The sequence below is a fragment of the Pseudomonas viridiflava genome, assembly GCF_001642795.1.
GTDB lineage: Bacteria > Pseudomonadota > Gammaproteobacteria > Pseudomonadales > Pseudomonadaceae > Aquipseudomonas > Aquipseudomonas viridiflava.
This window is the reverse complement of sequence record NZ_LKEH01000019.1, coordinates 207,825-229,328: the sequence shown is the minus strand read 5'-3', so window position 1 is coordinate 229,328 and position 21,504 is coordinate 207,825. Positions and strand designations below refer to the sequence as shown.

Genomic DNA, 21,504 nt, shown 5'->3' with positions numbered 1-21,504 from the left:
TAAATATTTACGCATCAGGCGAAGAAATTAATCGCCTGGTGTGACAACTTAATTTATGTCCGCAAAACATACCCGCCCTACCCCTACCCCTTTCCCCGAACGAATCATCCTTACACAGCGAATTTATAATCACGCACCCGAGCAACTATCTCCAGAGCGCGGCAGCGGCTGAGAGCCTCGCAGAACAAAATCCGTTGAGCCGAAGGCGAATAAGTGTAGGTGGTGGGGTACAGCAGGCGAAGCCTGTGGACCCACAACACACATCTTGCCGTCCAATCGTGTGCGACTCTATGCGATCTGATCGATATCGTCAGCTCAAAAAAACAAAATCGCATACCTTCGCATTGAATCGCATACCTTCGCATACCTTCGCGTTGAATCGCGTTAACTCGCACATTGTCGCGCACCATCGCATAGAATCGACTTAACTAATGAACTTACCCCCACAACTAAAAATCAACGCCAACGATCGGCACTCTTGCGAACTTCTCCATACGAGCTAGCAAGCACACCAAGTTCAATTAGCGGACAATTTACGGACAACTCTGACCGGCTGGAGCCGGATGGAAAATTATCCGTCTATTTGAGATTCCAGCGTGACGCGAGATAATCGATTACACGACAACTGACATAATCAGGTATTCGATATGAAGCAGGGATCGAAAGAACGCTCCTACCCAACTGCCTACAAAACCTCTCGAAGTACCATGCTGGCCATCACAATAGCTGCGACCAGCCTCGCTGGCATGGCTTTTTACTCTTCCGCTGCTTACGCGATATATTGCTCCAACTGTTCAACCTTCTATCAGCAGATGTTCCAATATGCTGAGGAACTCAATACGTCACTCAATACAGCCGAACAGTTAAAGAAGCAAATCCAGCAATATCAGAACATGATCACACAGAGCAAAAGCTTGCCCAACTCTATGTTTGGCAGTATCGCGACAGATCTGAAAAGCGTGGTTAGCATCTATAATCGCTCGCAGAGCTTGGGCAGAGAACTTCAGAACATTGATACGCAGTTCAACGATAAATTCCCCGGCTTTCAGTCTTATCTGAACGGCGCGGCGAACTATACTGCTCTCACTACAGAGGAGCAGTATCAGAACTGGTCACAGCAAGGTCGTGACAACGTGAGATCAGCGCTTGAGGCAGCAAATCTAAATACGAGCAGCTTTGAATCTGAAGATACCAAGTTGGCTAACATGGTCGCCCGCTCACAGTCGGCAGTCGGTCGTATGCAAGCGATCCAGGCAGGCAATGAAATAGCCTCACAAAATGTTCAGCAACTCCAAAAACTGCGCGACCTCTTAGCGACGCAGATAAATCTGCAAGGCAACTATATGGCGCAACAGGTCGACCGTAGCGACATCCATGAAGCAACCGAACAAAAATTCAAAGACGAACCTACTATTCGCGGCGGCTCAAAGGGGTACTAATTATGGGCATATCGAAATGGCTTTTAGTTCTGATGTGTGCTGGGTCAGCTGTTGCCGCATCAGCTACTACAATCATGCTTTTGAGCAGAGCTGAATGCACAGCAAGCAGTGATCAAAAAAATGCAGACTCAGCCTTCAAAAACCAGCCTACCCACCGTGGTGGATCAAAGGGATATTAGTTATGGATCGTCGTCTCTTGTGGTTTTTCGCGTTCATAGGCATCTTCATTGCTGGTAATGCGCTAGCTGATACAAATCTTGCACAACCGGATACGTCAGTTGATGGCCTCCTAGACTTAATACTCAACCAGTCAGGTCAGTGGTCACAACGACTGCACGGCTATGCGATTAACCTATTCTGGCTCCTGGCAACTATTCAGCTTGTCTGGACATTTATGCCATTAGTTTTGAAACAAGCTGATATAGGTGAGATTGCAGGCGAACTGGTACGCTTCATTTTGGTGACTGGCTTCTTTTTAGCACTGATTAAATATGCTGTGGAGTGGGCTACCGCCATTGTCGATAGCTTTCGTGACGCTGGAGCCGCCGCGAGCGGCCTTGAACGGGCATTGCAGCCCGGAGACGTGTTCGCAATGGCAGTGGAATTTTCACGCGCAATCCTGGCAAGCATTTCGTTTTTTTCTCCAGGGCAAGCGCTCGCCATCAGCCTCGCGGCATTTTTAGTGCTGATCTGTTTTGCATTCATTGCAGCCTTCATGTTCGTGACTCTCGTTGAGTCCTACGTAATCATTAACGCATCTGTATTGTTCTTCGGCTTCGGTGGTTCCCAATGGACACGGGAATATGCGATTGCCCCCATCCGTTTCGCCCTTGCAGTCGGCGCTAAGTTGTTCGTCTTGACCCTGATTATCGGCCTGATTTTACAAGCAAGCCGTGAGTGGTCAGCTGCGTACCAGAACAATGAAGCCTCCGTGATTACTATGGCGGGTCTGGCCTTAATTTGCGCCTACCTGACCAAGACAATTCCAGACCTTATCGGCGGCATGATCAGTGGTTCGTCGATGGGCGGAGGTTCGGCCATCGGAGGAATGGCAACGGCCGGAGCGGCGGGCGCTGCCGCCGCAATCGCCACCGTCGCCACGGCGGGTGCCGCAGCACCAATTGCAGCCGGCGCACTGGGTGCAGCCAGTAGTGGTGCAGGTGCTACCGCTGGCAGCGGGCTGGCGGGCGCGATCAACTCTAGTTTTGCCAACGCCGCAAGCTCAGCGGGCGGCGGAGCGTCAACGTCAATAAGTGGCGGAGGCGCTACCAAGGGCCCGATACCAGCGGCGTCAAAGACTGGAGGCAGCCCGTCTGACGCAACTTCGTCTAGACCAGCGGCGGAAAGCGGCAAATTCTCCCAGCATGCAGCTAAACAAAGCGGTAAGGCCACACAAGCAGCCGAAAACAAAGACCCACAGCAACCGGCACCAAAAGGGGAAGCAGTCCGGACTGGCGATGCAATTTCCCAAGCTGCTGGTGGAACTGCAAAGGTGCTCGGCGTTATGGCGTCACTGGCCGTGCCAGGTATGGAGAATGCGCACGCCTCATTTCTTTTTCCTGTTGCCAATGACAGCCCGGTCGCTCAGAACAAGGAAACTGAAACGCCCCCCGGCCCCGACGGCACGGAATCTAATGTGATCCGTCCCGCCTCTGACACCAGCACGAATCACGGACGCCTCGCTTCGCTCAACGTGGCCGGTACGGCATCGAACAACGACCCTCTGGAGAAATAACCATGACAGACATTCTGATATTCGCTGGATTCGCAGCGTTGGTCTTTACGCTCGGCATTGGCCTGTGGGCGCTTGGCAGATGGCTACGCAGCAAGGGCTACGGACCGCAACTCGATAAGCTGGATCGCCAGTACACAGCGCTCCAGCTCAGGGTAAGCCCGCTGGCCCTATCAGCTTCATATCGCATGATTGCGGGAGCACATAGCATGAATCGCCTACCTCTGCTGGGAAGCAAAAGTAACGCAGCTCTGACAAAGCAGATTCTGGTGGCGATGCGCGCCGAACAGCCTACACAAAAACGAGAAGGCTAAAATTCGCTGATCGCTAGCCCGGAATATTACTAGCCCCGCCACAGTGCGGGGTTTGTATTGCTGTGGCAGCACCGCTTAGCACGCCCTTGATTTTTCCCATCCGTCGCTTGCCTTGCCGGACCTTATCATCAGACTCCGCCTAGACCTGCGCTATCATCGGCCATCCCCTTAACGTGCTGTAATATGCACGGACTTTGAACACCTACCAGCCAGATGCCACATGAACGGGAAGCAACTACGACTGATCAAATGTAGCCCGCCACCCAATACCGCTTTACCTTATTGGGACGATATCGGCCGTGATCTGCTGAACCCCTGAAAGGCTGCCGCCGAAAGACAATTTCTCGGCTACTTCTTTGGCAGCCCCCATGGTTTTATAACCTTTGGCATCGCCTGGGTCGTTTGAAGCAGCTATGCGCTTGCCGGTCTTGACGACGTAAAGGCGTCTCGCTCCTTGCTCAAGCTCAAACCATACGAGCCAATCGCCGCCTGAGGCCTTTGAAGGATCAGGGATCGGCTCCCACGACAATGACCCATCGTCGCGCTCGATGACTGCTATAGCAGAAGCGAGCGAGCTACCACGCCGTTTCGCCGAAGCCCATGCCAGGGCAGCGGTCTCGTAACGCACGGCACTTTCCAAGCATGAGACCCAAACGCTCGGCGACGCATGCACGAGAAAACCTCCCTCTAAATCACTTTCCACTGCGTATCCGATTATTCTGCCCATCTGCTCGCCTCTAATTGTCCTTACTACCGCAAGTCTAACCATCAACAGGCACAACGCTGAGTGTAGGTGCAATAAAGCTCAGCTAGCTTAGCGGACAATTCTTCCAGACTTCAGGGTACTCGTGGATCTGCAGAAACGGACCACGCCAAAGCGCGGAGGCTTCGCCATTAGTAATACGCACGGACCCGGGACACCTTTAACCTCGCCACGAGTACACCTCAAACGCCGTCGGATCGACGCGACTGGGCCTCCGCCAATGGCACTCCGCAATTAGTAATATGCACGGCAGTGGAACGCTCGACGGCATCATTTACATAACGCCCTACGGCTGTCTTGCTGACGCCAATGCGGGCCGCGATAGCACGGATGCTCAATCCCTGAGCTCGAAGTGTTAGGGCCTCAGCTCGACGGTCGGCGGTCACTTCTAGGTATATTTCCCTATCTACAGCCCCGGCGGCACGCCTACGGCCTTCCTCGCGCTTCCTGTGGCGTTCTGCGGCCTCGCGCGGGCTAATTACAGTCCTAAGCTGCCGCTGCTCGTCTGGCGTAATCCTGAACAGATTGATCAGCGTGTCGTTCCTGGGCGTGTACAGCGGGGCATAGTCCCTGCCCTCAAAGCTAACTTTCTCGCCTGCCTCGAACGCCTTGGCTTTGCTGAACAACGTCATCAGCTCTCTGGAGCGGCTATTCCATTGCGGGTCTAGCTCACGGGCCAGCGCGGATGCTTCGTGGTACATCTGTTTGCTGTTGGTTGCGCCAGAAAGCAACAGGAAATTTAGCCGCCAGAACAGGTGCTGCATTCGGCAGCCTTCGCTGACACCACCGCGCAGGTCGGCCAGCTTGCGCAAGTCCTCCAGTCGATCCCACGCGAGCTGGCGGCCGGAGAATCCCCGTAGGTTGTTGGTCTTGCCGCCGAGTACCGATACAAGCTTGAAGGGCTTGCGCTGGATACGTTCGGCCTGCGCTTGCCGCTGCTGTTCTATTGTCCAACGCGCAGTAGGCAGCAGCGACTCGGCCAGATACTCGAAGTTGTAACGCACCGGCTGGCCGTCGATGCCGCTCTGAACATGCACCACGCGGCACACTTCGCCGCTCTTGCTGTTGACGGTTTCCACGGTACGCAGCACGCGGCTTGCATCCTTCGCCATACGATCGGCCCCAACGTGCGCCAAGCGCTCAACAAGGTAGCGCTGGCAGGCGTTCCAGCGCGGCAATGCCTGACGCGGAATCGTGCCCTCCAAAAGCCACTTGGCTTGGATTCCGCGGCCGCTGTAAATCAGCATGGACGGGGCAGGTATGCCTTCCTCTGCGCAGAAGTACATCACATAGCTGGCCAGGGCGTCGGGCGAGAAACCAGCGAGCGCAGGAACGCGATAGGTGTCGAGATCGGCGAACAGCAATCCCAAGCGCGATAGATTCACGACGCGCCGGTTGGGGCGGATGAATTCGGCCTGTGACATCCATGTGTCACGGGTTTTGTCTACCAGACCGAGAACGGTCGGCATATCTGCCAACAAGTGAGACGACTGGCGCTTGTCGCCACACACATCAACAAGGAGAGAAAAAAAGCCGCTCCGGGTGCTGTCGTGGTACGTCTGCGCCTCGTCCTGTGAACTGAACAGCGCAAGCTGTGAGCGTTGATGTTGAGCATGCGTAGTCCTACTATGCTGCTGCGAAATGGGCCCTGGATCGGGCCCGGTCCGCACTACTCAGGCTCCAATTCCAGGTCTGGGAGCCGGGCCAGAAGCTTTGCACGCATCAATCCATTCTTCGACTTCAGCCAGATCCCAAGCAACATTCCGGCTGGTCAAAGCGATACGGCGTGGGAAATCACCCCTTTGTTCCATGTTGTAAATCGTGCGCTCAGCCAGCGGGATCATCGCATGCAATTTTTTACGGTTGATGAGTGTTTTGCTCTTTGGTTTGGTCTCCACGGGGTCGCTTTCCTTCGAAGTTGTCAGATGCTTGACAATGCCTTCGAGGGCCAGAACTAGGGCGCAAAAAAGTTAGAATATGGTTGTCAATCGGGGCTATCATCTAAGGATGGGAAAAAACTTAAAACCGTCGAGCACCTACGACCCGCTTCTGCAACTGCTGGTTAGGGAGAGCGACACATCGTCTGATCGCATCCGGTCGAAATTGAGTAACCACTACGACTGGTGCTTCTGCGAGCTTTGCTGGCGGTCCACCGAATATGCGATCAGCATGGCGGCGCCAAAGGTCTTCAAGCGCTTAAAGCGCGAAAATGTCAAAGTGGTGCCCTTAACAGAATCTGTTCGTACAAGGGCTCAGAAAAAAGCCGATATATTGGTTGCTCGTTACGAACAGGCATTGAGGGGGGAGTTTGGCAAATATGGGCCCTCCCGGATGCTGTTGAGATACTGCGATATGCAGGAATTGCGCGGAGACTTTTCGGTAGCTGCATTCCGCGAGCATGTGGAGCGCCGAATGCTCGTTTCTACCTGGGCGGAAGACGGCGAATTACTGAGACCTGCGACCCTGCCGGGCCAGCCTGAAGGCGCAGCCAGACCGAGCAAACTCTACTGCGAAGCTCATAATCCGCGGCGTAGCGATGAAGCTCGCCGCGCCTATCAGCGCGACCGTAGGTTTGCACTCGAGTATGAGGAACTGATTGCCCAAATATGGGCACAAGGAGCTGCCGTGCTTCGTAGGTGGGATATAGAAACATGGGCAGATGTCAGGAAAAAGGCCTACGTCCAACTCCAAACACTCAAATCGCCAACAAGCTCGCTGGATGATTTGTTAAACCGAGGCGTTACGAACCAATCTGAAATCGCTCGGGAGCTTGGCGTATCGCGCCAAGCAATCTCTGCGGCCATCAGACGGCGAACTCGAAAGCTGACAGATTGAATTTCTAACTTTATTCTTGGCCGCCATTGCTTCGACGTGGCCGGTGAAGGGTCCACTCGTCAATCATATCCGCCCAATCCTGCAACATAGCCCGACGCTGATCGCGGTATTCAGCCTTGTTATAGACGGCCCGGACGCCCTTCTGCTCGTGCGCAAGGCACTTCTCAATCCAGTCTGAGTTATAACCCGCTTCATGCAGCAGCGTGCTTGCTGTCCGCCTCAAATCATGCGGTCCGAACTTGCTCAACGGCTTCCCCTCTTTCTGCGCAAGCCGATAGGTCAGCGTCAGCACCTGATTAATCGTCGCGGTGCTCATTGGCAAATCGGAATCGTACCGAGAGGGAAAAACGTAATCCGAACCACCGGCAAACGTCTTCAGAGCAATGAAAAAATCCAACGCCTGCTGAGATAAGAACACCAAATGGGGGTTGCGGCGTTTCATCCGCTCTTTCGGAATAGTCCACAAGGCTTCGCTGAAATTGATCTCGTTCCAGGTGGCATTAGTCAGCTCACTTTTGCGCACCATGGTGAGCAACAGCAGCTTAGCGGCCGCCCTTACCGAGGACGCGGTGCCGATGCGGTCCAGGTACTGGTACATCAACGCAATTTCGTCAGGCCCTAAAGCGCGGTCACGTGGCTCGAATTTAGCGATGCTTGCAGGACGTACCAGATCAGCCGGGTTCTCTACCTTCTGGCCACGCTCAATCGCCCATCGGAACACCTGCATCACAATCTCGCGGGAGTGCACGGCCGTGGCTGGAGCTCCACGCTCTACGATTGCATCAGTCAGCGTTCGCAGGTCCTCATGATTGATTTCCACCAGTTTCTGATTGCCGAATTGCGGCTTGAGCTCGCGCTCGTAAACAGAACGGCGCATGTCACGGGTAGAGTCAGCCATCTGATACCCACGCAGCCATTTCTCAGCCCACGCATCAAACGTCTCTGCCCCTTTGGTGCGTGCCTTGGCACGGGCTTTCTCTTTGGCAGGTGACTTTCCCGCCGAAACCATCTTTTTAGCCTCACCCAAGCGTTCTCTGGCTTCCGCAAGTGTGATGCCACCCACGCCATAGCGACCAAACGTAATGGTCTCCTGACGGCCGTTGATAGAGTAGTTGTAGCGAAATGAGATAGAACCAGCAACGGTGACGGCCACGTACAGCCCGTCGCGATCGTTCACCTTGTAGAGTTTTTCTTTCGGTTTGAGGTTACGCAGCTTGGTATCGGTCAGCATGGCAGTCACGAATTCCTTGTAAAAAATACCATGCTAAGAAAAGCACTCACGCATCACGATAAAACCCAATGAAACCGAGCCAATCATGAGATTTGATACCATGTCTTTCCCTGCTAAGGAGACATGGTATCGAGTACCAAGCATGGCATTTGGCTCAGTCAATGCCCCGTACCATGCCACATAAACACGGTGCTTGGCGATGCACAAAGTTGCCAGAGCTTGCCAGACCAAAAAAGCCAGAAGCCCGCAATTAAGCGGGCTTCAGGGCATTTATTGCTAATTGGTGCCCGGCAATGCCGGACGTCCAATCATTCCCACTCAATCGTCGCAGGCGGCTTGCTCGACACGTCATACGTCACGCGGGAAATACCCTCGATCTCGTTGATGATGCGGCCACTCACGGTCTCCAGCAGCTCGTAAGGCAGGTGTGCCCAGCGTGCGGTCATGAAGTCGATGGTTTCTACGGCACGCAGTGCGACGACCCATGCGTAGCGGCGGCCGTCGCCGACGACGCCTACCGATTTGACGGGCTGGAACACGACGAAGGCCTGGCTGACTTTGTGGTACCAGTCGGCCTTGCGCAGTTCTTCGATGAAGATGTGGTCGGCACGACGCAGCAGGTCAGCGTATTCCTTTTTCACTTCACCCAGGATGCGCACGCCCAGGCCTGGGCCGGGGAACGGGTGACGGTAGACCATGTCGTACGGCAGGCCGAGTTCGAGGCCCAGACGGCGGACTTCGTCCTTGAACAGTTCGCGCAGGGGCTCGACCAGTTTGAGGTTCATTTCTTCCGGAAGGCCGCCCACGTTGTGGTGCGACTTGATGACGTGTGCCTTGCCGCTTTTCGCGCCAGCCGACTCGATCACGTCCGGGTAGATGGTGCCCTGAGCCAGGTACTTGATGTTGTCCAGCTTGCAGGATTCGGCATCGAACACGTCGATGAAGGTACGGCCGATGATCTTGCGCTTCTTCTCTGGATCGCTCTCGCCTTCCAGGTTGTTCAGGAACTGCTCTTCGGCGTTAGCGCGGATGACCTTGACGCCCATGTTCTCGGCGAACATGGCCATGACCTGCTCGCCTTCGTGCAGACGCAGCAGACCGTTGTCGACGAAGACGCAGGTCAGTTGGTCGCCGATGGCCTTGTGCAGCAGGGCTGCGACCACGGAGGAGTCAACACCGCCGGACAGGCCCAGCAGAACGTTGTCGGTGCCGACCTGGGCGCGAATGGTGGCGATGGCGTCGTCAGCGATGTGCGACGGCGTCCACAGGGCTTCGCAGCCGCAGATGTCGAGGATGAAGCGCGACAGGATGCGACCGCCCTGCTTGGTGTGAGTCACTTCCGGGTGGAACTGCACGCCGTAGTAGCCGCGAGTGTCGTCGGCCATGCCGGCGATCGGGCAGCTCGGAGTGCTGGCCAGGACGTGGAAGCCGTCCGGTATTTCGGTGACCTTGTCGCCGTGGCTCATCCAGACGTCGAGACCGAACACGCCATCAGCGTCGATGTGGTCTTCGATGCCGTCGAGAATGCGGCTCTTGCCGACGACGTCAACGCGGGCATAACCGAACTCGCGCAGGTCGGAACCGGCAACGCGGCCGCCCAGCTGTTCAGCCATGGTCTGCATGCCGTAGCAGATGCCGAAGATCGGGACGTTGAGGTCGAACACGGCCTGCGGTGCGCGCGGGCTGTTGGCTTCGTGCACGGATTCCGGGCCACCGGCGAGGATGATGCCGCGCGGGGCGAATTCGCGAATCGCTTCGTCGTCCATGTCGAACGGATGCAGTTCGCAGTACACGCCGATTTCACGCACGCGGCGGGCGATCAGCTGGGTGTACTGGGAACCGAAGTCGAGGATCAGGATACGGTGGGCGTGAATGTCGAGGGCCATGACTCAATCTCGTCAAAAAACAGAAACGACACGGGGCTGCGTCAACAGCCCCGGCTATGAAACTTGCTGGGCTGCATCGAGGCGTGAACCACGATGCAATCCGGATCAACCAACGCGATAGTTCGGCGCTTCCTTGGTGATCTGCACGTCGTGGACGTGGGATTCAGCCATGCCGGCACCGGTGATGCGCACGAACTCAGGCTTGGTGCGCATTTCTTCGATGGTGGCGCTACCGGTGTAACCCATGGAGGAACGCAGACCGCCCATCAGTTGATGGATGATGGCGGACAGCGGGCCCTTGTAGGCGACACGGCCTTCGATGCCTTCCGGCACCAGCTTTTCGGCACCGGCGGACGAGTCCTGGAAGTAGCGGTCGGACGAGCCTTGCGCCTGGGACATTGCACCCAGCGAACCCATGCCGCGGTAGGCCTTGTAGGAACGGCCCTGGAACAGTTCGATTTCGCCCGGTGCTTCTTCAGTACCGGCAAACATCGAACCCATCATCACGCAGGATGCGCCAGCCACGATGGCCTTGGACAGGTCACCGGAGAAACGGATACCGCCGTCGGCGATCATCGGAACGCCGGTGCCTTCAAGGGCAGCGGAAACGTTGGCGATGGCGCTGATCTGTGGAACGCCGACACCGGCAACGATACGGGTGGTGCAGATCGAGCCAGGGCCGATACCGACCTTGACTGCGTCAGCGCCAGCGGCGACCAGCGCCTTGGCCGCTTCGCCGGTGGCGATGTTGCCGCCGATGACCTGCACTTCAGGGAAGTTGTCCTTGACCCAGCGAACGCGGTCGATCACGCCTTTGGAGTGACCGTGCGCGGTGTCGACAACCACCACGTCAACGCCAGCGGCAACCAGCGCGGTAACGCGCTCGCCGGTGTCCTTGCCGGTGCCGACTGCAGCGCCGACACGCAGACGACCCTGGTCGTCCTTGCTGGCCAGCGGATAGGCCTTGGCTTTTTCGATGTCCTTGACGGTCATCATGCCCTTGAGCGCGAAATTCGCGTCAACGATCAGGACTTTTTCCAGACGGTGCTTGTGCAGCAGTTCACGCACTTCGTTCTTGTCTGCGCCTTCGCGCACGGTGACCAGACGCTCTTTGGGCGTCATCACTTCGCGGACAGGGACATCAAGGCGGTTTTCGAAACGTACGTCGCGGGACGTCACGATGCCGACCAGGTCGCCATCATGCAGCACGGGTACGCCGGAAATGTTGTGCATGCGGGTGAGTTCGAACAGATCGCGAACGGTGGCGTCGGCTTCGATCGTGATCGGGTCCTTGACGACACCGGCCTCGAACTTCTTGACCTTGCGCACTTCGGCAGCCTGCTGCTCGATGGTCATGTTCTTGTGGATGATACCGATACCGCCTTCCTGAGCCATGGCAATTGCCAGACGGGCCTCAGTGACGGTGTCCATTGCAGCGGAGACCAAAGGAATATTCAGCTCGATGCCACGGGTCAAACGGGTTTTCAGACTGACTTCGTTGGGCAGTACCTCGGAATAACCGGGCACAAGGAGAATGTCGTCGAATGTAAGGGCTTCTTGACTGATACGCAGCATCGCGGGGGCTCCCGGGCGGGAAAATTGGAAGCGCGCCATTATACCCACACACCCCGCCCGGCTCAATGTAAACCTCAGTCTATTATTGAAGCCGTTTATAGACGCACTTTTACGAAGGACACCGGGCGATCCAGACGTTCGGCGAAGTCGTCGAGAAAGGTCTGGGTGAACGGCGCGTCCAGCCAGTTGTTGAAGATGAATCCCAGGTTCGAAAAACCGCAGGCATCCAGAAACAGAAAGCCGTTGATGTCGTCTTCATGGCGGCATTCAGGGCAGGTGAAGTTGTCGGTGTGGCCGGGCATCCAGTCTTCGAGGCTGTCGAACAGCGCTTCGCCGATTTCGCGACGGCATTCGGGGCAACCGGCTTCTTCGGCGAAGTTATCGAGGGGCGTGAAGATGCAGCGCTTGGTCACAATCTCCAGGCCGTTGACGACTTGCCCAAACGGCAACGCCTCCGGGTTCTGCACCACACGTCTGGCACCCGGCGCCACGGCATAGGCCATTTTGTTGCCAGCGCGTCCGCAGGTGGTCAGTTCCGGCTCAACCACGTTGAGTTTGATCAGCCAGCGCAGGATGAGGCGCGCCCTGGCTTCATGGGCCGGGAAGATAGAGATTTGCGGGACGATAATGCTTTGGGTGTTCATGACGGTGTGTCGCTTGAAACGGATTGAGGCCGCAGCTTAATCGGCCATGGTTTCAGGTCAAGCGTGATATCTGCATTCAGCCCGCGATATAGCGCCCAATGAGGCCGATGCCGCTGACCAGCACCAACCACGTCACCAGACGCACGAAGGTTTCGCGGGACAAGCGTTTGGTCAGCACCCTCCCCGCCCAGGAGCCCGTCAGCATCGCGGGCAACAGGCAGACGCCGAGCACCAGCAGCGGGATGTCGGCGTAGACACCCGCGATCAGAAACAGGCTCAGGCGCACGATGGTGCTACAGCTGATCAGTGCACTTTGCGTGGCCCGCGCCTGTTCTTTGGACGTCAGGCGGCTGTTGAGGTAGATCGAATATAAAAAGCCGCCGCTGCCAAACAACGCACCGAACAGCCCGCCGATGGTGCCCATGGGAATGGCCCAGCCTGCGGCCAGCTGAGTCGGCCGAACCTTGACTGCCAGACTGTACAGCGCATAGGCCGTGACAAAGATGCCCATTAATAGAAGCAGAAGATCGGACTTCAGATTGAGCAGAAATAGCACACCCAGCGTACAACCCACTGCCATGCAAGGGAGCAGGCGCAGCAGTTCGGATTTGACTACCGACTGGCGGGATGGCAGCAGATTGCCGAAGGCGGCGAGGAAATCGAGCATGACCAGCAGGGGAATAATGCGTGACAGCGGCATGAAGTGAATCAGGATGGGACCTGCCACCAGTGCCGTGCCAAAACCGGCGATGCCGAAGACGATATAAGCGGCGGCCACGCTGAGCTCGATGATCAGCCAGTCGAGCGGCGTGAAGCCCAGTTGAGAGAATGCTGCGAACACCCCGATATCGCCCACGATGCTTCCTTTCTGGAGGGACTGGAGGGACTTTAGCAAAGACACCGACGTGTTGCCTTCACGCTCAGGATTGCCTGAAAGATCGGACGCGGAGCGTCCTGGGCGGCATTCCCACGCAGAGCGTGCGGAACGATCAGCGTGAGGGGCGCAGACCTCGTGCGCTCAACCGGCATTGCCTTTATGATGCCCGACATGATCAAAGACCCTTTCGCAAGACTCGGCCTCGACCGGGAAGTCCTTACTGTCAGCCAGCTCAACGGCCGTGCGCGGGTGTTGCTGGAGGATGTGTTCAGCAGCATCTGGGTCGAGGGCGAGATTTCCAACCTCTCGCGCCCCGCCTCGGGCCATGTGTACTTCACCTTGAAGGACTCGGGCGCGCAGGTGCGTTGCGCGCTGTTTCGCCAGAGTGCAGCGCGCGTGCGCCAGGCGCTCAAGGACGGTCTGCAGGTCAAGGTACGCGGCAAGGTGTCGCTGTTCGAAGGCCGTGGCGACTATCAGTTGATACTCGACACCGTGGAGCCTGCCGGTGACGGTGCGTTGCGTCTGGCGTTCGACGCGCTGAAAGCCAAGCTCAGCGATGAAGGTCTGTTCAGCGCCGAACGCAAGGTCGCCCTGCCCTTGCATCCGCAGCGTATCGGCATCATCAGTTCGCCGACCGGCGCCGTGATCCGCGACATCATCAGCGTGTTTCGCCGTCGGGCACCGCGGGTCGAACTGACTCTGATCCCGACTGCCGTTCAGGGCCGCGAAGCCATCAACCAGATCGTCCGTGCCATCAAGCTGGCTGATTCCCGTGGCTTCGACGCGCTGATTCTGGCCCGTGGCGGCGGATCGCTGGAAGACCTGTGGTGCTTCAACGAAGAAGCCGTGGCCCGCGCAATCGACGCCTGCGTAACGCCGATCGTCAGCGCAGTCGGACATGAGACCGACGTGTCGATCAGTGACTTCGTGGCTGACGTACGTGCACCGACGCCGTCCGCAGCAGCCGAGCTGCTGGCTCCCGATTCCAGCGACCTGCACCGTCGCGTGGACAACCTGCATCGCCGGCTCGTCAGCCGCATGCAGGATCGTCTGATGCGCGAACGCCTGCGCCTTGAAGGGATTTCCCGACGCCTTCGTCATCCCGGCGAACGTCTGCGCCAGCAATCCCAGCGTCTCGATGACTTGGATATGCGCATGCGCCGCGCCTTCGAGCAAAGCATGCACACGCGTCAGGTACGTCTGGCCCATATGGAAAGCCGTCTCGCCGCCCAGCATCCGGGGCGCACGCTGGCGTTCCTGCGCCAGCGTCTGGACGTGCTGGCCGAGCGCCTGCCCCGCGCCATCCGCGAACAGATCAAAGCCCGCAAGCTGCAGCTGCAGAGCCAGATGCAGACGCTGAACGTGGTCAGCCCGCTCGCGACGCTGGGTCGCGGTTACAGCATTCTGCTCGATGAGCGCGGTCACGCGATCCGCAAGGCCGCACAAACCCGACCCGGCCAACGCCTGACTGCCAAGCTGGGTGAAGGCGAGCTGCAAGTACGGGTCGAGGACAATCACCTGACACCCGTGACCCTTTCTCTTCTGGACTGACTGCCTGATGCTACGTTTTATTGCCCCGCTGTTCGCTCTGCTGCTGTGCCTGCCCGCTCACGCCGACAGCTTCATTACCCGCGCACTGAACAAGCCCGTTCCCGGCGGCGTCGCCGTCATCGATCTGGGCACTGGCGCACAGGCACCGACCGCGACCTATCAAGGCAAGCGGGTGCTGGTGGTCAAGGAACAAGGCACACGCTGGCTGGCGATTGTCGGCATTCCGCTGACCGTCAAACCGGGTACAGAACAGATCGTCTCGGGCGGCCGTTCGCTGAGTTTCACTGTCGGTAGCAAAAAATACCCGGAGCAGCGCATCACCCTGAAGAACAAGCGTCAGGTCAATCCGAACCCTGAGGACAACAAGCGCATCGAAGGCGAACTGGCCGAACAGATCCGCGCCTACCGCAGTTTCAGTCCCGGCACACCGAGCAATCTGATTCTCGACAAGCCGGTCAACGGCCCGCTGTCGAGCAAGTTCGGGGTTCGACGCTTCTTCAATGGCGAAGAACGCAACCCGCACGCCGGTCTGGACTTCGCGGTGCCTGCGGGCACGCCGATCAAATCCCCGGCTGCTGGCAAGGTCATCCTGATTGGCGATTACTTCTTCAATGGCAATACCGTGTTCGTCGATCACGGTCAGGGTTTCATCAGCATGTTCTGCCACATGTCGAAGATCAGCGTGAAACAGGGTGATCTCGTACCGCGTGGCGGTGTCGTTGGCGAAGTAGGCGCAACCGGCCGCGCAACAGGTCCGCACATGCACTGGAACGTCAGCCTGAACGATGCCCGCGTCGATCCGGCGATCTTCATCGGTGCGTTTCAGCCTTGATGGCTTACTCCGATCTTCAGGCAATCATTCGCGAGCTTGCTCGCGAATGGTTCTGACCGGACAAGACCGAACTGTCGCAACACGGCATCTTGCGCACTTCAATGTCCGGCAACAATAACTCAGATAAAAACACACTCAGCGCGCGATAAAAAAGCCAAAAATCAAAGATAACAAGAATTTATCCCAATTATTTTCAAGTGCTTGCCATCGTTGACCCCAATGGTTACGGTTGGTCTCATGAAAACCTCTCCAACCCTATTTCTGTTGCGCCAACATCGGTGCCTCAGCCTGGTCAGTGCACGACTGCCGGGCTTGATTGCAGTGCCTCGACCTTAGTTAGCGATAACGGTTGGCCGCCTCTTTCCGGCCTATAAGTACAAAGGACTATTCACATGACCATGCTCAAAGATCCCTCGAACAAGTACCGCGCGTTTGCGACCATTGATCTGCCTGACCGCACCTGGCCTTCGAAGACCATCACTGCGGCGCCGATCTGGTGCAGTTCCGACCTGCGTGACGGTAACCAGTCGCTGATCGAGCCTATGGATGCTGCCAAGAAGCTGCGCTTCTGGAAGACGTTGGTCAGCGTCGGCGTCAAGGAAATCGAAGCCTCGTTCCCGTCCGCTTCGCAGACTGATTTCGACTTCGTGCGCACCCTGATCGAAGATGGCCACATCCCGGATGACACCACCATTCAGGTGCTCACCCAAGCGCGTGAAGACCTGATCGCTCGCACGTTCGAATCGCTGCGAGGGGCCAAAAAAGCCATTGTTCACCTGTACAACGCGACCTGCCCGGCGTTCCGCCGCATTGTGTTCAACCAGGACAAGGCGGGCGTGAAGGACATCGCAGTCAATGCTGCCAAGCTGTTCGTCAAATACGCCGCTGAACAACCTGAAACCCAGTGGACCTTTCAGTACTCGCCCGAGACCTTCAGCGCCACCGAGCTGGAGTTCGCCAAGGAAGTCTGCGACGCGGTGATCGAAGTCTGGAACCCGACGCCGCAGAACAAGGTGATCCTGAACCTGCCGGCGACCGTTGAAGTGGCCACACCCAACATTTATGCCGACCAGATCGAGTGGTTTGGCCGTCATATCACGCGCCGTGACAGCGTACTGATCAGCCTCCATACCCACAATGACCGTGGCACCGGCGTCGCGGCCACCGAGCTGGGCCTGATGGCCGGTGCGGATCGTGTCGAAGGCTGCCTGTTCGGCAACGGCGAGCGTACCGGTAACGTCGATCTGGTCACCGTCGCCTTGAACCTCTACACCCAGGGCATCCACCCTGAGCTGGACTTTTCGGACATCGACGGTGTGCGCAAGGTCGTCGAAGAGTGCAACCAGATTCCGGTTCACCCGCGTCACCCCTACGTGGGCGACCTGGTTCACACCGCCTTCTCCGGCTCGCACCAGGATGCCATCCGCAAGGGCTTCACTCAGCAGAAGGAAGGCGAGTTGTGGGAAGTGCCTTACCTGCCGATCGACCCGGCCGATATCGGTCGCAGCTACGAGGCAGTGATTCGCGTCAACAGCCAGTCGGGCAAGGGTGGCATCACCTACCTGCTGGAACAGGAATACGGCATCTCGCTGCCTCGCCGCATGCAGATCGAGTTCAGCCAAGTGGTTCAGGGTGAAACAGACCGTCTGGGCCTTGAGATGACTGCCGAGCAGATCCACTCGTTGCTGCGTCGTGAATACCTGCAAGCCAACACACCTTACGCGTTGATCAGCCACAAGCTGCAGGAAGAGAACGGCAACAGCTCGGTCGATGCCGAAGTGCATGTCGATGGTGAAACCCAGCACTGGCGCGGCAAGGGCAAAGGCGCTCTGGAAGCACTGGTGGCCGGTCTGCCGATTGCCGTGGAAATCATGGACTACAACGAACACGCCATCGGCTCCGGCACCACGGCCAAGGCCGCGGCCTACATCGAGCTGCGTGTGAACGGTGACAAGGCGGTACACGGCGTGGGCATCGATGAAAACATCACCACCGCCAGCTTCCGCGCACTGTTCAGCGCGCTGAACCGCTCGCTGAGCCAGGCGCAAGCCAAAGCAGCCTGAGTGAATGAACGTGGCAGCGGACACTGATCCGCTGCCCTTTCAACCCGACACCCCGTTCCCGCCTCTGCTATGCGCCCTCAAGGGCTATTCCATTGTGCGCATGACCCTGTCAGTTTCGGCATAATCTTTTTTTTCGACGCTGTGGTAGCATGCTGCCCTTGGCTTGGACCGGCCTGAATCGAACAGCCATTCATAGGCTGAAGATGCCCGTCCCAATTGACCTGCCCGCTCCACCTTCCTATAAAAACCAAGACGACTATTGCATTGTTTCCCCGACGAAGAAAATGCACGGGCAGACCTTCCGTGCATTGAAAACAGCTTTGGCGTCGTCAACGCCGAGCTGATCCAATCACATTTGGAGCGATTATGCCCAAGGCTTCCCATCAAGACCTGCGCCGCAGCTTTCGTGAGCTGACCTCGTCAAAATCCTGCTATCACACCGCCTCGGTATTCGACCCGATGTCTGCGCGCATCGCCGCCGATCTTGGCTTTGAAGTCGGCATCCTTGGCGGTTCGGTCGCTTCGCTGCAAGTACTGGCAGCGCCCGACTTCGCCCTGATCACGCTCAGCGAATTCGTCGAGCAGGCCACGCGCATCGGCCGTGTCGCACAGCTTCCTGTCATTGCAGACGCAGACCATGGTTACGGCAACGCCCTTAACGTCATGCGCACTGTCACTGAACTGGAACGTGCCGGCATCTCGGCGCTGACCATTGAAGACACCTTGCTGCCCGCGCAGTTTGGCCGTAAATCGACGGACCTGATTTCCACAGCAGAAGGTGTCGGCAAGATTCGCGCAGCGCTGGAAGCACGCGTCGATCCTGAAATGTCGATCTTCGCCCGCACCAACGCAGCGATCATTCCGGTTCAGGAAGCTATCAGCCGTGTGCAGCAGTACCAGGCCGCTGGCGCTGACGGCATCACCATCGTCGGCATTCGCGACTTTGATCACCTGGCGCAGATCTCCGAAGGCTTGACCGTGCCGCTGATGCTGGTCACCTATGGCAATCCTGAGCTGCACGACAATGACCGTCTGGCCGAGATGGGTGTGCGCGTCTGCGTGCATGGACATGCGGCGTACTTTGCGGCAATCAAGGCAACTTATGACTGCCTGCGCGAGCAGCGGCAGATTCTGGGCAGCACCTCGAACATGAGCGCGACCGAGCTGACCCACACTTACACCCAGCCTGAAGACTACGTCGAGTGGGCGAAGAAGTTCATGAACGTGAACGAGTAGGCGCCGTAGCGCTGAACTGAAAAAGCCTCCCTCTCGTTGAGAAAGGGAGGCTTTTTCAGATGAGTTTCGTGGAATAATCCACGAAACGCGCTTCAGACAGTGGTTTTCACGCCGCCCTCAGTCTCAAGCTGCAACAACGCACCTTGAAGAGTCTGCAGGTTGGAGCTGGTCGCCATGATCTGCGTCTGGATAGCCATCGCCCTCATCGCCTTTTCGTCAGGCGTGCCTTGGCTGGCCTGAACAGCAGCCAGTTGAGCCTGCTGCTCAGCCAACTGCTTCTGAGCCAGCTTGATCATCTCTTTGATTTTGTCTTTGGTTGAATCGAGCGCACTTTTGCTGGAGCCACCAACGCTGCCGCCGTCGGACGCACCGTTTGCTTTGGCACCTTCCAGATTCACTTCCGTGGTCTTCTTATCATCGTCCGTGGTGGCAGTAGCAATAGCTGTCTGCGCGTCCTGATTCTTGACTGTTAACGACAGCGAGTTCGGGTAAGCGCTCAGCGTGGACGTATTGATGGTAACCATGGCGATCTCCTGATTGTCTGCGAACGGTATCGGCCGACTCGTAACATTCTGAAGCATTTAATTGATAATAAATGAATCAGCGTCCAATCCTGCCGGGAAACGCGTGCGATAGGCCTGAAGATCAGCCGCGCTGAGGGTTGCCTGGAACACCCCATCCGCCTCGCCAGCGCCGAGCAGACTCTCACCCTGAAAATCCAGCACCTGACTGTCGCCTGTGTAGGCGAAGCCCTTGCCGTCGGTTCCGATCCTATTCACTGCCGCCACATAACACAGATTTTCAATCGCCCTGGCAGGCAACAGCCGGTTCCAGTGCAAACGTCTGGCGCCCGGCCAGTTGGCGGTGTACAGCAGCAGATCGGTGTCCTGAGCGTCGCGGCTCCACACCGGGAAACGAAGGTCGTAGCAAATCAGCGGACGAATGCGCCATCCCTTGAGTTCAAACATCACCTGACGTTCGCCGGGCGTGTAATGTTCATGTTCCCCGGCCATGCGAAACAAATGGCGCTTGTCGTAATGCAGCAGCTCGCCATCCGGGCGCGCCCACAGCAGACGGTTGCGATGACTGCCATCGGCCGTACGAATGATCACACTGCCAGTGATCACTGCATTGATTCGCCTGGCTTGCTGCAGCAGCCACTCGGATGTCGGTCCCGCCTCGGGCTCCGCCAGCGCTTCGGACTCCATCGAGAATCCGGTGGTGAACATCTCCGGCAGGATCACCAGATCGGCGCCCTTCGCCTGGCTGAGCAGCGATTCGAAGTGCTGGAGATTGGCGTCCCGGTCATGCCAGACCAGTGTGGTCTGGATCAAGGCAAGGTTCAGGTTCGGCAACTGACTCAGATCGCGCATAGTTTTTCCGCTGCCAGACGCAGCGTCTCCTCTTGCTTGGCGAAGCACAAACGGATCAATCGCTGTCCTTCAGGCGGACGTTGATAGAACACGGAGATTGGGATGCTGGCCACGCCATGCTCGCGGGTCATCCACAGCGCCATGTCGACATCATTGAGGTCCGGACGAATCTGCGAATAGTCCACCAACTGGAAATAGGTGCCGCCGACCGGCTTGAACGCGAAGCGTGACGCTTGCAGCTGATCGCAGAAATAGTCGCGCTTGGCCTGATAAAACGCCGGCAGTTCATCAACATGCTCAGGGTGTTCAGCCATGAAGTCGGCCAGCGCGAATTGCAGAGGGGTCACGCCGCAGAAGCTTACGTACTGGTGGACCTTGCGCATCTCGGAGGTCAACGCAGGCGGCGCGACCACATAGCCGGTTTTCCAGCCAGTGACGTGATAGGTCTTGCCGAACGAACTCACAACAAACGCCCGCTGATAAAGCTCTTCATGATCCAGCACGCTTACGTGTCGCTGGCCGTCGAAGACCAGATGTTCGTACACCTCGTCACTGAGCAGATAGATATCCCGATCCGCAATCAGCGCGGCCAGCCGATCCAGTTCGGCACGACTGATCAACGCACCGCTTGGGTTGTGCGGGCTGTTGATGACGATCATTCGGGTGCGCGGGCTGAGCGCGTCGGTAAGTTTCTGCCAGTCGATGGAAAAATCATCAAGCCCCAACTGCACGTGGACGCAGCGCCCGCCCGCCAGTTCGACCGCAGGCTCGTAGCTGTCGTAGCACGGATCGAAAATGATCACTTCGTCGCCGGGACGGATGACCGTCTGGATCGCACAGAAGATGCCCTGGGTCGCGCCGGGCGTGATGGTAATTTCAGTCTCCGGGCTGACGGTGCGCCCATAGCTGCGGGCGATCTTGGCCGCGACCTGCTGACGAAGCGCGGGCAGACCGGTCATCGGTGAATACTGATTGTGACCCTGCATGACATGACGGCACACCGCATCGCGCAGCGCCTGCGGGCCATCGAAATCGGGAAAGCCCTGAGACAGGTTGATGGCGCCGGTTTCGGCAGCCAGTTGAGACATGACGGTGAAAATGGTGGTGCCCACATTAGGCAGCTTGCTGTCGATCATGGAGCCCTTTCCCTGCA

Annotated in this window: 19 protein-coding genes; 8 read left to right on the top strand and 11 right to left on the bottom strand. The window is 57.4% G+C overall.

Features of this window, described 5'->3' with window-relative positions; genetic code table 11:
- The first annotated feature begins 647 nt into the window (after positions 1-647).
- The 3 genes from trbJ to AO065_RS07355 all read left to right on the top strand — a co-directional run bounded on the left by trbJ (position 648) and on the right by AO065_RS07355 (position 3,485).
- Entirely contained in the window at positions 648-1,439 is a 792-nt protein-coding gene (trbJ, locus tag AO065_RS07365; RefSeq protein WP_004878824.1) for a P-type conjugative transfer protein TrbJ, read from the top strand.
- A 181-nt stretch (positions 1,440-1,620) separates the two neighbouring features.
- A complete protein-coding gene (gene trbL / locus AO065_RS07360; protein WP_054540851.1) occupies positions 1,621-3,174 on the top strand; it encodes a P-type conjugative transfer protein TrbL in 1,554 nt (517 codons plus the stop codon).
- Between the two features lie 2 nt (positions 3,175-3,176).
- Positions 3,177-3,485, top strand: a complete 309-nt coding sequence (locus tag AO065_RS07355; RefSeq protein ID WP_004878799.1) for a hypothetical protein — start codon at positions 3,177-3,179, stop codon at positions 3,483-3,485.
- Positions 3,486-3,759: 274 nt separating this feature from the next.
- Here the strand turns inward: AO065_RS07355 and AO065_RS07350 are convergent, their stop codons facing one another.
- From AO065_RS07350 to AO065_RS26510, 3 genes are all read right to left on the bottom strand, one after another.
- Complete coding sequence (locus tag AO065_RS07350) at positions 3,760-4,113, bottom strand: hypothetical protein (RefSeq protein ID WP_155500400.1); 354 nt, start codon at positions 4,111-4,113, stop codon at positions 3,760-3,762.
- Positions 4,114-4,430: 317 nt separating this feature from the next.
- Entirely contained in the window at positions 4,431-5,717 is a 1,287-nt protein-coding gene (locus AO065_RS07345; RefSeq protein WP_235811620.1) for a helix-turn-helix domain-containing protein, read from the bottom strand.
- Positions 5,718-5,921: 204 nt separating this feature from the next.
- Positions 5,922-6,146 (bottom strand): helix-turn-helix transcriptional regulator, encoded by a 225-nt coding sequence (locus AO065_RS26510; protein WP_004878789.1) that lies wholly within the window; start codon positions 6,144-6,146, stop codon positions 5,922-5,924.
- Positions 6,147-6,225: 79 nt separating this feature from the next.
- On the opposite strand from AO065_RS26510, the gene AO065_RS07340 reads away from it, so the two are divergent.
- Entirely contained in the window at positions 6,226-7,083 is an 858-nt protein-coding gene (locus AO065_RS07340; protein WP_004878788.1) for a hypothetical protein, read from the top strand.
- Between the two features lie 10 nt (positions 7,084-7,093).
- Here the strand turns inward: AO065_RS07340 and AO065_RS07335 are convergent, their stop codons facing one another.
- The 5 genes from AO065_RS07335 to AO065_RS07315 form a co-directional block, all read right to left on the bottom strand.
- Positions 7,094-8,314 carry a tyrosine-type recombinase/integrase gene (locus tag AO065_RS07335; RefSeq protein ID WP_004878787.1) on the bottom strand — a complete coding sequence of 407 codons (1,221 nt, stop codon included), beginning with the start codon at positions 8,312-8,314 and terminating at the stop codon, positions 7,094-7,096.
- A gap of 308 nt (positions 8,315-8,622) precedes the next feature.
- A complete protein-coding gene (guaA, locus tag AO065_RS07330; RefSeq protein WP_004878783.1) occupies positions 8,623-10,200 on the bottom strand; it encodes a glutamine-hydrolyzing GMP synthase in 1,578 nt (525 codons plus the stop codon).
- 105 nt (positions 10,201-10,305) lie between these two features.
- Positions 10,306-11,775 (bottom strand): IMP dehydrogenase, encoded by a 1,470-nt coding sequence (gene guaB, locus AO065_RS07325; RefSeq protein WP_004878782.1) that lies wholly within the window; start codon positions 11,773-11,775, stop codon positions 10,306-10,308.
- Between the two features lie 95 nt (positions 11,776-11,870).
- Positions 11,871-12,419, bottom strand: a complete 549-nt coding sequence (locus AO065_RS07320; protein WP_004878780.1) for a hypothetical protein — start codon at positions 12,417-12,419, stop codon at positions 11,871-11,873.
- 76 nt (positions 12,420-12,495) lie between these two features.
- The gene (locus AO065_RS07315) at positions 12,496-13,275 is read right to left on the bottom strand and encodes a sulfite exporter TauE/SafE family protein (RefSeq protein WP_004878779.1); all 780 of its coding nucleotides are present in this window, start codon (positions 13,273-13,275) and stop codon (positions 12,496-12,498) included.
- A 192-nt stretch (positions 13,276-13,467) separates the two neighbouring features.
- On the opposite strand from AO065_RS07315, the gene xseA reads away from it, so the two are divergent.
- The 4 genes from xseA (at position 13,468) to AO065_RS07295 (ending at position 18,978) form a co-directional block, all read left to right on the top strand.
- Complete coding sequence (gene xseA, locus AO065_RS07310) at positions 13,468-14,847, top strand: exodeoxyribonuclease VII large subunit (RefSeq protein ID WP_004878774.1); 1,380 nt, start codon at positions 13,468-13,470, stop codon at positions 14,845-14,847.
- Positions 14,848-14,854: 7 nt separating this feature from the next.
- The gene (locus AO065_RS07305; protein ID WP_004878772.1) at positions 14,855-15,679 is read left to right on the top strand and encodes a peptidoglycan DD-metalloendopeptidase family protein; all 825 of its coding nucleotides are present in this window, start codon (positions 14,855-14,857) and stop codon (positions 15,677-15,679) included.
- 392 nt (positions 15,680-16,071) lie between these two features.
- Positions 16,072-17,742, top strand: coding sequence for a 2-isopropylmalate synthase (gene leuA, locus AO065_RS07300; protein WP_004878770.1), 1,671 nt, complete (start codon positions 16,072-16,074; stop codon positions 17,740-17,742).
- A gap of 366 nt (positions 17,743-18,108) precedes the next feature.
- Positions 18,109-18,978 carry an isocitrate lyase/PEP mutase family protein gene (locus AO065_RS07295; RefSeq protein ID WP_004878768.1) on the top strand — a complete coding sequence of 290 codons (870 nt, stop codon included), beginning with the start codon at positions 18,109-18,111 and terminating at the stop codon, positions 18,976-18,978.
- Positions 18,979-19,070: 92 nt separating this feature from the next.
- Here the strand turns inward: AO065_RS07295 and AO065_RS07290 are convergent, their stop codons facing one another.
- Genes AO065_RS07290 through AO065_RS07280 form a run of 3 tightly spaced genes read right to left on the bottom strand, consistent with a single transcriptional unit; the run spans position 19,071 to position 21,487 of the window.
- Complete coding sequence (locus AO065_RS07290; protein ID WP_004878766.1) at positions 19,071-19,502, bottom strand: hypothetical protein; 432 nt, start codon at positions 19,500-19,502, stop codon at positions 19,071-19,073.
- 57 nt (positions 19,503-19,559) lie between these two features.
- On the bottom strand, positions 19,560-20,351 hold the full coding sequence (locus AO065_RS07285; protein ID WP_004878764.1) for an amidohydrolase: 792 nt from the start codon (positions 20,349-20,351) through the stop codon (positions 19,560-19,562).
- Entirely contained in the window at positions 20,339-21,487 is a 1,149-nt protein-coding gene (locus AO065_RS07280) for a pyridoxal phosphate-dependent aminotransferase (RefSeq protein ID WP_004878762.1), read from the bottom strand. Before AO065_RS07280 ends, AO065_RS07285 begins: the two co-directional genes overlap by 13 nt.
- Positions 21,488-21,504: the final 17 nt, after the last annotated feature.